This window comes from Sorangium sp. So ce375, assembly GCF_051473855.1.
GTDB lineage: Bacteria > Myxococcota_A > Polyangia > Polyangiales > Polyangiaceae > Sorangium.
This window is the reverse complement of the sequence record NZ_CP150335.1, coordinates 1,513,632-1,525,719: the sequence shown is the minus strand read 5'-3', so window position 1 is coordinate 1,525,719 and position 12,088 is coordinate 1,513,632. Positions and strand designations below refer to the sequence as shown.

The window sequence follows — 12,088 nt, the reverse complement described above, 5'->3', positions numbered from 1 at the left end:
GCGAGCGCTTAGCTCCGCGTACCAGGAGCCCCGCCAGGCCCGCCGCCGCTGAGTCTACCTACGTGAGCGCGACCTGCGCGGCCGAGACATCAACGATGTATCCAGGCCTCTAAACAAGGTCGCGCTCACTCGACAGCCTTCGGGGCTCGCTGGGCCCGCTGGCGTCAGGGGGAGTAGATCTCGGAGCTCGTCAGCATCGAGGCGCCGCTCCCGAAGCCGCCCGTGACCAGCACCCGGCCGTCACCGAGCTCGGTCGCGAGCGGGATCCTGCGGGCGGTGCTCAGCGACGAGGCCGTGACCCAGACGTTCGACAGAGGATAGTAGAGCAAGGCGGTCGCCAGCACGGTGGGGCTGCCCAAGGTGCCGTTGAAGCCCCCGGCGACCAGGATGCTGCTGTCGTTCAGCTCGATCGCGACATGACCCGCGCGGGCGGTGATGGAAGGCGTGTTGTTCCAGGTGTTCGTCCCTGCGTCGTAGACCTGGGGGACCGTCGAGTACGCGCTGCTGTCGTGTCCGCCCGCGACAAGCACTTTGCCGTTGAGCATCCGCGTCAAGGTGTGCTCCGCGCGCGCGCTGTTCATCGGTGCCGCGGAAGTCCAGGTGTTGGTCCCCGGGTCGTAGATCTCGGAGGAGCTCAGGTAACCACCGACGTTGAAGCCTCCTGTGACAAGCACCTTACCGTTGCCGAGCAGGGCCGCAGCATGGTTGACGCGAGCCACGCTCATCGACGCCTTGACCGTCCACAAGTTGGTCGCCGGGTCGAAGATCGTGACGGTGTTCACGGGGGCCGGGATCGCGCCGGTGCTCCTTCCCCCGACGATCAGCACCCGGCCGTCGGCGAGCACCGTCGCGGTATGGTCGCTGCGGACGGAGCTCGCATCACCCACGTACGACCAGCTGTTGCCCGCGGGATCGTACAGCTCGGCGCTCGTCAACGGGGTCGTGAGGGTGGTCCCCGCGACAAGCACCTTGCCATTGCCGAGCCGCGTCGTGGTGCTCCACGAGTGGCTGGCCCCCGTCCCAGCGGCCGATGCCCAGCCGTTCAGCGACGGATCGTAGAGCTGGGCGCTCGTGCTCCCCGAGGAGTCCAGACCCGCCGCCAGCACCCGACCGTCGTTGAGCACCGCCAGGCCGTTCCAGGCGCGACCGCTGGTCATGCCCGCGGCCGGCCTCCACGTGGTGGTCCACGGGTCGTAGAGCTCGCTGCTCGCCAGGTAGTTTGTCGAGAACGCGCCGTACTGGTGGCCGCCCGTGATGAGCACCCGGCCGCTGTTGAGCAGCGTCGCGGTGTGCGAGGTGCGTTCGGTGGCCATGCTCGCGATCGAGGACCAGCTGTTCGTCGCGGGGTCGTAGAGCTGGGCGCTCGCAGTCCCCGTGCTGAGCCCGGTGTCTCCGCCGGTCACGAGCACCTTGCCGCCGCTGACCGGAATCGCGTTGTGCCCGGAGCGGGGGACGCTCATCGTTCCGGCCGACGTCCAGGCGAGCGTTGACGGGTCGAAGACCTCGGCGCTCGACAGCTCGCCGGAGGTCGAGTTGTAGCCGCCCGACACGAGCACCTTGCCGCTGCCGATGCTCAGCCATGCCGAGGCGGCGCGATAGCGGCCGGTGGCCATCGATCCGACGGTCGTCCACGAGTTCGTGCTCGGATCGTACAGCGCGGTGCTCGTCAGGTAACTGCCGTTACGCCCGCCGGCCACGAGGACCTTTCCACTGGCGAGGATCTCCGCGACGTGTCCGGAGCGGCTCGTGGCCAGCGACGCGGCCGTCGTCCACGTGCTGCTCAGCGGATCGAAGATCTCGACGCTCGACAGGTACGAGCCGCCGCTCCCCATTCCGCCGGCCACGAACACCCTGCCGTTGGCGTCGGCGAGACGCGTGGCGGTGTGCACGCCGCGGGCCGTGGCCATGGGCGAGGTGGAAGACCAGCTGTTCGTCGCGGGATCGTAGATCTCGGCGGCCGCGACGGGGGTGTTGATGGCGCTGAAGCCGCCCGCGACGAGCACCTTGCCGCTGTTCAGGATCGTCGCCGTGTGGTTCATGCGGGCGGTGATCAGCGTGCCAGCCGAGGACCAGGTGTTGTTGGCCGGGTTGTAGAGCTCCGCGGTCGACACGGAAGCGCTGCCGTTGTAGCCACCCACGACGAGCACCTTGGCGTTGTGGAGCTTCGTCGCGGTGTGCTGATCGCGCGCCGCGCTCATCGAGGCGGCCGACTGCCACACCGGATCGATCAGCGCCGGCTCGCCGCCGGCGTCGGCCCACACCTCGATCGTCTGGCCGTGCACCTGGAGGCGCACCGCGATGGGCCGCCCGCCGCGCGCGTACGCGGCCGGCGCCGTCACGCGCAGCCGCGCCGCGCCGGACTCGTCGACGACCTCGACCGCGTCACCCTGCTGCCGGAGCGTCGCGCCCTCGACCTCCCAGGCCGCCGCGGGCGCGTCCGCGCGCGCGCGGCCCGCGTCGAGCAGCAGCCACTCCTCGTAGCCTTCGTCGATGGCGGACCAGAACGACGAGCCGCCGTCGCGCCGGTAAGCCACCGCCTTCTCGACGATCTCGCCCTCGCCCTCGGCGCCGATCTCGCGCACGCGCGCCTCGAAGCCGCCGGGCAGATGGAAGCGGAGCTCGCCGTCGCCGTGCGCCGGCATGGCGGCGTGCAGCCCGCCGCGGCGGCGGAACAGGGCCTCGACGTCGCCCGTCGGCGCGCTCGTCGAGGCGAGCCCGAAGCCCCCTTCGACCGCCACGAAGGCCTCGCTGGTCCCGAGGACCTGCGAGGCCTGGTCAGGGAAGTGAAGCCGCAGATCGTCGGCCGTGGGCGGCTCGGCGCCCATCGTGCAACCGGCGACGCCGGCAGCGATCGCGCTGCCGGCAAGCAAGGTGGATGCGATAGACCACCAACGATGAACCGGAAAGTTCATTCAAGATCCTCTCTTGAGCCATGGGCTCGTCAGAGACAGCCGTCTCGGTGCGCACCCGTGCGTGTTCACATCCACGGGCACGCGCCGCGTCAATGTTGTGATTGCAGGGCGCGTGCCAGCCTGACGCCCTCGGCTCCTCGGGTGGATTGAGATCGGATCTGGAGCTCCGGAAGGCGCGCGCGGAACGCTCCGGCAGAACAGGGCTGCCTTGGAGCGCGATCATCGGCGCGCCGTGCATGATCTCGAAGATCGAGAGCCCCCACAGCGCGCCTCGCCGGCGCGGAATATCAGGCCGAAAAGGCCGATTCTCGCCGCCCGCCGGACCGGGGATCTCGGCGGGATCGCCGGACGAACGACCGTGACATGTCACGCTCTCCGTCGTGACATGTCACGGTGGATGTCACGCTTCACCGTGACATGTCACGCTCTCCATCGTGGCTGGTCGGTCGCGCTTCACGGTCGGCGCGCCCCTCCTGGGCGCGAGCACGGCGGCCGGGGTGATCACTGGAGGGTCGGCGTCGTCCACTTCATCCACTTGGCCAGATCGGCCCTCGCCCCGTCGCCCTTGAGCAGGTTGGTGTCCGCGGTGCCGCCGCCGACAAGGAACTTCTTTACGTACGCATCGAGGGCCGCCCTCTGCGAGGACGGGAACGCGCAGTGGCTATGGCCGGTGGTCTGCCAGTAGCCCATCTTGTCCTGCACCCCGAGCCCCTTCCAGATCTCGCGGGCGATCGACCCCGCCGTGAACGTGCTGTCGATGCCGAGCCAGTCGATCTGGTTGTCGATGACGAGCAGCGCGCGCGGCGCGACGAGCCCCATGACCATGTGATGATCGAACGGCAAAGATGTCACCCTGTTGCCGAAGGTCGAGCCGAAGTTCGCGCGGAACCACGGCTGCTCGCCGGCCGCGCTGGACAGGGTCTGCACGTTCTCCCCGGCGTTGGCGCCCGCCTGCGAGACGCGCCAGCTCGCCGAGCCTCCGGCGCCCGACTCTTGAGGGATCGTCAGCACGATCCGCTCGTCGAACGCGCCCACCGTCAAGGCCCCCTTGCCGTTGCGCGAGCAGCCCGTCACGGCGATGCGCTTCGGGTCGATGTTGGCCCCCGGCGTCTTCTCCAGCGCGTCGATGATCCGGCTCACGCCCCAGGCCCACGCGATCATCGAGCTGGCGGAGTGAGAGCTGCCGTAGAGGTTGTAGAACGTGCCCGTCCCACGCGAGCCGCCGCCGCTCTGAGCGCCCATCGCGTTGTTGTCGAAGTTGGCCATCGCGACGCCGTTCTGGGTGAACACGCTGGTGTCGAGGTTGTTGCCACCGATGCCGATGACGAGCGGGATCGGACCAGAAGGCGCCCCGGAAGGCCGGCTGATGTTGATGGAGAAGGAGGCGCTCTTCCCTGCGTCGTTGACGTTGACCGTCAGCTTGTTGGCCGAGAACTGACCCGTGACGTTGTCCTTGGACACCACAGGCTTCGATCCGGACTCGTACTGCTCGACCTGCGCCTTGATCTCCGAGCGCCGGCACGCCCACTCCGACTTCTTCGTGATGCGCGAGCCGCTCAGCATCAGGAACGGATCGTGGTGCGTCTCGAACACCGGGAGAGACGAGGCAGCAGGCAACGTCGGCTTGGGGCAGCTCGTGCCGCTGTCTTCGACCGCACCCGTGCTCCCTCCGGCACCGCCGGAGCCGCCGGAGCCGCCGGAGCCGCCGGAGCCGCCCGCGCCTCCGGAGCCACCCGCGCCGCCGGAGCCGCCCGCGCCGCCCGCGCCGCCGGAGCCGCCCGAGCCGCCCGAGCCGCTGCTCGACGACGCGCTCGAGCTGCTGCTCGACGACGCGCTCGAGCTGCTGCTCGACGAGGAGGATGCGCCCGTGCCGACGACCATGCCCCCGCTGCCGGTGACCGACGCGACAGTGGGCCGTCCGGTGCCGTTCGCGCAGAACCCCCACGTCGTCGAGCCGTTCTGGTTGATCGCCCCGTTGTGGCTCACGTTCGTCGCGGTGAACTGCCCGCTCGCAGACGCGACGCTCACGTTCCACGAATTGGCCATCGTCGAGCCGTTGAGCCGGACGACCATGCTCCAGCCGGTGGTGGCCGGGGAGCGGGACTTGTTCTTCACCGTCACGTTCGCGCAGTAGCCGCTCCCCCAGTCCGACTGGAGCGCTATATCCGCCGACATCGTGCCGTCAGCGCTGTCCAAAGCAGCGTCGAGCGTGTCGAGCTCCTCTTCCTCGATGGGCTCGACGGCGCACGCGAGCAGACCGAACGCGAACGAAGCGGAGATGTAGCCAAGCAAGTGAGCAGTACGCATAAGGTTCTCCATGATCGGAACGGCTGAGTCGCAGGCCTCTGCTCGAGGTGAATACGTGCACCAGCGAAGCGCCTGCGAACCCCCCGTTCTATGGGTTAGAGTTCGAATTTCCCGGCCAGCGCGCGCCCGTTCACGGGCGCTCCGCGGACCTGTGCCGACCACATGCCTGGCAATCACGGTGTTCGTCGGACAGACACTCACACGCGGATACCCCGCGATGGGGCGGGGCACCGTGAGAAAGCAAGAGCAACTAAGACACGCAGCTGCAAGGAGCGAGTGCTCCGAGCAGCAATCTCCCCCCGAGTCAGCCCCTCAACATTCAGCGACCGACGCGGCGCCCGGCAACTACCGGCCTGGGACGCCAAGGGGGATTAGAACATTCATACAGACAGGGACCCAAAGTCAAGACTCTTTTTAAATCGTCGTGTCGAGATCGTTGGCTTCGTGTTGCGTGTTGCGTGTTGCGTGTTGCGTGTTGCGTGTTGCGCGTCGCGCGTTCCGCTGTTCCGCGAGCTTGCCGCGTTTACGGCTGCGGTTGCTGCGGTTGTCACGGTTGTCACGTATGAGTACAGCCACATTGAAGCCGGGTGTCACGCCGGCGTGCGCCCCGACACCAGATAGAACGTCACCCCGCACGCCCCGCAGAGCGTGCGCTCGAGCGCGGCCTGCTTCCACGCGCGCGTCTCCTGCGCGGCGATCGCCCAAAGACGCTCGAACTGCGCCGGATCGCCGCCGCCGGCCAGGTACCAGGCGTGGGTCTGGTCGCGGGTGCCGCCCGTCCCAAGCCAGACGCCGCCGTCGATCCACGCCAGCACCTGGCGCAGCTCCGCGCGCTCCGCGGGCGTCTCGTAGGGTGGGATGAGCGCCGCGCACTTGTCCGACTGGTACACGCGGAGCTCGCCGAGCCCTGCCTCGCGGAGCAGCCCTGGCAGCCGCTCGCCCACGGAGCTGTCGCCCTGCCCCAGCGCGCGCTTGCCGTCCTGGCAGGTGGCGTCGAGCTCGAGCAGCGCGAGCCGGTCGGCGCGCGACAGGCCGGGCGCGGTCACCAGGGAGGTGGCCTTCTCGGCGAAGTTGTTCGGCTCGACCGCGAGCAGGAGGCCGCCGGGGCGGAGGACGCGGCGCATCTCGCGCAGGACGCGGAGCGGATCGGCGACGTGCATCAGGACCGTCTGGCACGTGGCGAGGTCGACGCTCGCGTCGGGCAGCGGGAGGGCCTCGGCAAGGCCTTCCCGGTACGACGCGCGCGCCGCGACCCCGCGCGCCTCGGCCTCGGCCGTGGCGCGCGCGACGAACGACGGCTCGCGATCGACGCCGACCAGGGTGGCCTCGCCGTGGAGCACGGGCAGGAGGGTGCGGCCCCAGTGCCCGACGCCGCAGCCGACATCGACCGCCGCGCGCACCTCGTCGAGCCGGAGCCGGCGCGCGATGAGGTCGACGAAATCGCGGTTCCACCAGGTGTCGCGCCAGTCGCCCTCGAAACCGGCGAGCCAGCCGTAGTCGCTGGCCTCGAGGGCCGGAGGCGGAGCGGTCACTCCGGTCGCTCGATCGTCGGCGCTGTCCACTTCATCCACCTGTTCAGATCGGCCGGAAGTAACGTGGTTCCGAGGAGGAGTTTGGAGTGATTCGTAAGTAAGTGCATCGCGGATCTCGCTGGTCTCTAAGGCTCGGCGTCGTCGTGCGCGAGCCGTTCGCGCGGCGTCATCCTCCGTCGGGAACACTGGACCGCAGCGCGATCGGGTGAGCATTCCCAGTGGAAGGCACATTGATCACGTCACTGGCCGTTGCAGTCCGCGCTTCTGCCGTTTTCTTGCGCTGACCCCGCCAAAAGTTCAGGGACGTTGAACACTTCGCGCACGACCACACAAGAAACGTTCTCTCACGATGGGGGCAACGGACCGGCGGAACCACGGTGCGTTGCGGTCTTACACGGCGCGTTTAGCCCTTGACGGGCGTCGCGATTCACCCTCGAGATCCCCGAGTCTGTTGGTCCCTATTCCCCCAGGCCCCCCTCCACGGAAAGGCTGTTTCAGATGATGCCTCCTTCGGAAAACAAGAGCTCGAGCTGCCCGGGCCGACCGCCCACCGGACGGCCTCGTTCGATGAAGATCCTGAGGGTACCGCTCCTCGTCGTCGGGCTCTTGAGCGCCGCGCTCTCGGGGGCCTGCTCCTCGAGCGGCACCGATGAGCCGAACGAGGTGACGGGCAGCGGCGGCTCCAGCTCGGCGGGGAGCTCCGGCCAGGGCCAGGGCCCGGGCGCCGGCACGGGCAGCACCAGCGGCGGCACGGGCGGCGGCGCCTCGGTCGGTCAAGGCGGCGACGACACGGGATCATCGACGGGGAGCACGGGCGGGATGTCGGGCTCCGACGAGGAGTACGTCCCGCCGGAGTCCCTGCCGGACGAGAACGGCGCTGACCTCTGGCTCAGGTACCCGAAGGTGCCGATTCCGGGGCGCCTCGCGGAGTATCAGGCGGCTTTCAAGCGCGTGGTCAAGTCGGGGACCGGCGCGAGCCTCGACGTCGCCGAGGCCGAGCTCGTCAAAGGGCTGAGCGGCTTGACGGGCGGAGCCGTCGAGGCGGGCGCGGCCGTCGAGGGCCCGGGCGCCGTGGTGATCGGGACGGCCACCGCGGCTGTCATCAAGGACCTGCCGCTCGCAGCGCGCCTCGGATCCCTGGGCCCCGAGGGTTACCTCGTCGAGGCCGCGGACGTCGGAGGCCAGCCGGTGATCGCCGTGGCAGGCAACACCGAGGTGGGCGTGCTCTATGGCACCTTCGCGCTCCTCCGGCACCTCCAGAGCCACAGCGGCCTCGCGAAGCTGTCGCTCAGCGGCTCTCCCAAGATCGCCCATCGCATCCTGAACCACTGGGACAACCTCGATCGCAGCGTGGAGCGCGGCTACGCGGGCCGATCCATCTGGGACTGGAGCGCGCTGCCCGGCACGCTCTCTCCCCGCTACAAGGACTACGCGAGGGCCAACGCATCCATCGGCATCAACGGGACGGTGCTGACGAACGTGAACGCCAACGCGCAGGTCCTGACGCCGTCGTACCTCACGAAGGTCAAGGCGCTCGCCGACGTCTTCCGGCCTTATGGCATCAAGGTCTACCTCACGGCCCGCTTCAGCGCGCCGGTCGAGATCGGCAACCTGAGCACGGCCGATCCGACGAACTCCAGCGTCAAGCAGTGGTGGACGAACAAGGTCGACGAGATCTACAAGCAGATCCCCGACTTCGGAGGTTTCCTCGTGAAGGCGAACTCCGAGGGGCAGCCAGGGCCGCAGGACTACGGGCGGACCCACGCCGACGGCGCCAACATGCTCGCCGACGCCCTCGCGCCGCACGAGGGCATCGTGATCTGGCGCGCCTTCGTCTACTCGGACACCAGCCCCCCGGACCGCATCAAGCAGGCCTACGAAGAGTTCAAGCCTCTCGACGGCAAATTCAAGAGCAACGTCCTCGTGCAAGCCAAGAACGGCCCCCTCGATTTCCAGCCCCGAGAGCCGTTCCATCCCCTCTTCGGAGCCATGCCGAAGACGCCCCTCGCCCTCGAGCTCCAGATCACGAAGGAGTACCTCGGCGAAGACACGCACCTCGCCTATCTCGGCCCGCTCTACGAGGAGGTCCTCAAGGCGGACACCTACGCGGCCGGCGAGGGGTCGACCGTGGCGCGGGTCATCGACGGCACCCTCCACAAGTACACGACGACCGCGATCTCGGGCGTCGCCAACGTCGGTGACGACGCGAACTGGACCGGGTCGCAGATGAACCAGGCGAACTGGTACGTGTTCGGACGCCTGGCGTGGAACCCGGACCTCTCCTCCGAGGGCATCGCCGAGGAGTGGGTCCGACAGACCTTCTCGAACGACCCCGTCGTCGTCGAGCCGGTCGTTCAGATCATGATGAAGTCCCGCCAGGCGCTCGTCGACTACATGACGCCCCTCGGCCTCGTCCACATCATGGGCAACGACCATCACTACGGGCCAGGGCCGTGGCTGAACAGCCTGAGCCGCGCCGAGTGGAACCCGGTTTACTATCACAAGGCGGACGCGAACGGCATCGGCTTCAACCGCTCCTCGTCGGGCAGCAACGCCGTTGCCCAGTACGCCGCGCAGGTAGGACAGAAGTTCGGGAGCCGGGACACGGTGCCGGACGATCTGGTGCTCTTCTTCCACCACGTCGGCTGGAAAGACCAGCTGAGCTCGGGGAGGACGGTCTGGGAGGAGCTCGTCCATCGCTACAGCCAGGGCGTCGATGAGGTGGGCGTCATGCGAGAGACATGGAAGGCCGTCGAGGGCCGCATCGATGGCAAGCGCTTCGCTGACGTGAGCGACTTCCTGGAGATCCAGCACTACGAGGCGCGCTGGTGGCGCGACGCGTGCCTCGCCTACTTCGGCTCGGTGTCGAAGCTCCAGGTCCCGAGCGGCTACTCCCCCCTGGCGAACACGCTGAGCTTCTATCAGGGGCTCCGCTGCCCGTCCGACGTGAAAAAGCCCCGCTGCTCGCAGGTCTATACGGGGAATCCGTCGCCGGCCATCCTCCAGTGAGTGAGAGCCGCGGGCCGGCTCGGTCCGACCCGCCGCCTGCTGGCGCTCTTCACGACCCTGCGACTGTCAAGCGCGCAGCATCCTCTGGATCTCGCTGACTCCCCGCCATAACACCGCATCGCCCAAGGACGAGCGCTCGCCGGGCGGCATCCTCGTCATATCCCGGGGCCGTCGTCGCTCTTCGCCAGCGTCGCGGCGTTTTCTTTCACCTGCGCGAGGGTCAGCGGCTTGCCGTACAACGCGGCATACTGGATCGAGCCGCGGAGAGAGCGCCCTCCCTTCCGCGTGTTTCCGAGCACGAGATACCACGTGGGCTCCGCCCACGTGAAGACATAGTCGGCGGGCGGCCGATCCGGGATCGCATTCGTTTGCACCTCGCCGTTCACGTAGAGATCGACGACGCCCTCGGCGGCGTTCAGCACGAGGTGCAGGACGCACGGCCGCTCCAGCGCCTCGAGGGGGACGAACCACTGACCCACGAACTGCGTCTTGGAGTCGGCGTAGATGTGGAACTGCAGCTCTCGGTTTCCCATCCCGTCGGGGTCGCCCGCGCTCAGCGAGTACTTCCCGAACTCTCCGGTATCGGTCCCGAGGTACAGAATGCGAGCCGGCACGCCCTCGACCGCCGCGGCCGTCACGCTCACCACGGTCTCGAGCGTGAGCGCCGCCTTCGAGACGAGGAGCTTGCTCGGGGGCGTGGCGGTGGACGGAAACGCGGCCTCCACGCGCGCGTTGCCACCCAGGTTGTTCCACCAGATGCCCACGCGCCCCGCCTCGCCTTGCAGGTTGAGCCTCTCTCCGTCCGACACCACGTCGAGCGAGAGCCCCGGCTCCGGGCCCGAATCGACGAGCTTGCCATCCGTGCCGTACGCGTCGAGGAAGTACCGCGCGAGCAAGCCATCATCGACAAGGCACGTCGAGATATGGCTCCCCGGCCCATCGCAGCCCTCCGGGGGCGCCCCGCCGCAGCCGCCATCCCCCTGCCCGCAAGGCTCCACGGTGCCGCCGGCGCTGCCGCTCGTTTCGCCCGTTCCGCCCGTTCCGCCCGCGCTGGCGACGACATCCTCGTAGCTGAAAAAGATGCAGCTACCTCCGCTGAGCGCGACAAGCGGGACGATCATCGAGAGCGCCCGGCCCATCCACCTCCAAGATACGATGCGCACCATCGGGAAGATCCCTCTCCTCGGAAACCTCACCAGCGCTTGCTGAGCACGAGCCCGCCCGGCACGGGGATCACCGACAGGCCGGTTGCCGTCGCGTCCCGCGCGTCGGGCTGTCCTGTCATCAGGACGTACGCCACCGTGCCGAGCCCCGCCGCGCCCGCGGCCAGGAAGCTCCAGACCGCCGCGTTCGCGAGGTCTGCCTTGGCGTGTCCCAGGTCGTTGTACTCGCGCAGGTCGAGCCCAGGGCAGCGCGCGGGGTCCGTGCAGGTCGGCCCCAGGAGGCGCGACTGCGAGCTCGCCTTCCCGTTCGAGAGGAGCACGAACGCGGTGCCGAGCCCCGTCCCCGCGGCGGTCACGGCGAGCCCCGCGACCACGACCGCGGTGCTGCGTGAGCGCGGGCGTCCATCCGCCGCGTCGGCGCCCTCCTGGGCGCTGCCGTCGGCCGTTGCCTGCCCAGGGCCGAGCGGCTCGCCGGCCTCCTGGGCGCTGCCGTCGGCCGCACCCTGCCCAGGGCCGAGCGGCTGCGGCTCGCCGCCCGCGCCGCGCCCGGTCCCGTCGCTCTCGATCCGCACCTTTCCGGCCGCCAGATCGACCTCGACCCTGGCCCTCATCCCCTCCTTGAGGACGATCTCCTTCGTCAGCCCGCGTCGTCCAGGCGCGCCCACGGCGAGCGTGTGGCTGCCCGGATCGCGCGCGACGGGCGTCGACAGCGGCACGTCCAGCCCGCCGAGCGCCACCTGCACGCCCCCCGAGCCCGCGCCCGTCACGGTGATCTCCACGGTGGGGATGCGCGACGAGACGGCCTCGAGCTCCGTCCTCGCCTCGGCCTGAGCCTGCCGGAACGCCTGCGAGGCGTCGGCCGGGAGCTGTTCGTCGACGATGACCTGGTAGACCGAGCGCGCCTCGGTCAGGCGGCCGAGCTTGTGGCAGGAGCGCGCGACCATGATCAGGAAGGTCGGCGCGTGCACCGTGGCCTCGGCTCGGCGGAAGGCCTGGAGCGCTTCCCGGTACCGGCGCGCTCGGTAGGCCGTCCACCCCTGGTTGGCGTACCCGACGGCCGCCTGTCGCGCCTTCGCCGACGGCGGAGGCGCCTGCGCTGACGCCTCCGCGCCGGCGAGAGTCACCAGGAGGAGCACACCCATCACCGCCGCTCGGAAGCGCATTC

Annotated in this window: 6 protein-coding genes; 1 reads left to right on the top strand and 5 read right to left on the bottom strand. The window is 69.2% G+C overall.

Features of this window, described 5'->3' with window-relative positions; genetic code table 11:
• Positions 1 to 164: 164 nt before the first annotated feature.
• From WME90_RS05815 to WME90_RS05805, 3 genes are all read right to left on the bottom strand, one after another.
• On the bottom strand, positions 165 to 2,912 hold the full coding sequence (locus WME90_RS05815; protein WP_437280073.1) for a kelch repeat-containing protein: 2,748 nt from the start codon (positions 2,910 to 2,912) through the stop codon (positions 165 to 167).
• 501 nt (positions 2,913 to 3,413) lie between these two features.
• The gene (locus WME90_RS05810) at positions 3,414 to 5,219 is read right to left on the bottom strand and encodes a glucuronyl esterase domain-containing protein (RefSeq protein WP_437280072.1); all 1,806 of its coding nucleotides are present in this window, start codon (positions 5,217 to 5,219) and stop codon (positions 3,414 to 3,416) included.
• Positions 5,220 to 5,809: 590 nt separating this feature from the next.
• Entirely contained in the window at positions 5,810 to 6,751 is a 942-nt protein-coding gene (locus tag WME90_RS05805) for a class I SAM-dependent methyltransferase (RefSeq protein ID WP_437280071.1), read from the bottom strand.
• Between the two features lie 567 nt (positions 6,752 to 7,318).
• Here WME90_RS05805 and WME90_RS05800 point away from each other — a divergent pair.
• A complete protein-coding gene (locus WME90_RS05800; protein ID WP_437280070.1) occupies positions 7,319 to 9,760 on the top strand; it encodes an alpha-glucuronidase family glycosyl hydrolase in 2,442 nt (813 codons plus the stop codon).
• A gap of 155 nt (positions 9,761 to 9,915) precedes the next feature.
• On the opposite strand, the gene WME90_RS05795 is transcribed toward WME90_RS05800, so the two are convergent.
• A complete protein-coding gene (locus tag WME90_RS05795) occupies positions 9,916 to 10,926 on the bottom strand; it encodes a hypothetical protein (RefSeq protein ID WP_437280069.1) in 1,011 nt (336 codons plus the stop codon).
• 26 nt (positions 10,927 to 10,952) lie between these two features.
• Complete coding sequence (locus WME90_RS05790) at positions 10,953 to 12,086, bottom strand: tetratricopeptide repeat protein (RefSeq protein ID WP_437280068.1); 1,134 nt, start codon at positions 12,084 to 12,086, stop codon at positions 10,953 to 10,955.
• Positions 12,087 to 12,088 lie beyond the last annotated feature (2 nt).

What these genes read in the sequence shown, in the direction of transcription:
- WME90_RS05815 (WP_437280073.1), bottom strand. Translation starts at nt 2,912, where the DNA reads ATGAACTTTCCGGTTCATCGTTGGTGGTCTATCGCATCCACCTTGCTT.
- WME90_RS05810 (WP_437280072.1), bottom strand. Translation starts at nt 5,219, where the DNA reads ATGCGTACTGCTCACTTGCTTGGCTACATCTCCGCTTCGTTCGCGTTC.
- WME90_RS05800 (WP_437280070.1), top strand. Translation starts at nt 7,319, where the DNA reads ATGAAGATCCTGAGGGTACCGCTCCTCGTCGTCGGGCTCTTGAGCGCC.
- WME90_RS05795 (WP_437280069.1), bottom strand. Translation starts at nt 10,926, where the DNA reads ATGGTGCGCATCGTATCTTGGAGGTGGATGGGCCGGGCGCTCTCGATG.
- WME90_RS05790 (WP_437280068.1), bottom strand. Translation starts at nt 12,086, where the DNA reads ATGCGCTTCCGAGCGGCGGTGATGGGTGTGCTCCTCCTGGTGACTCTC.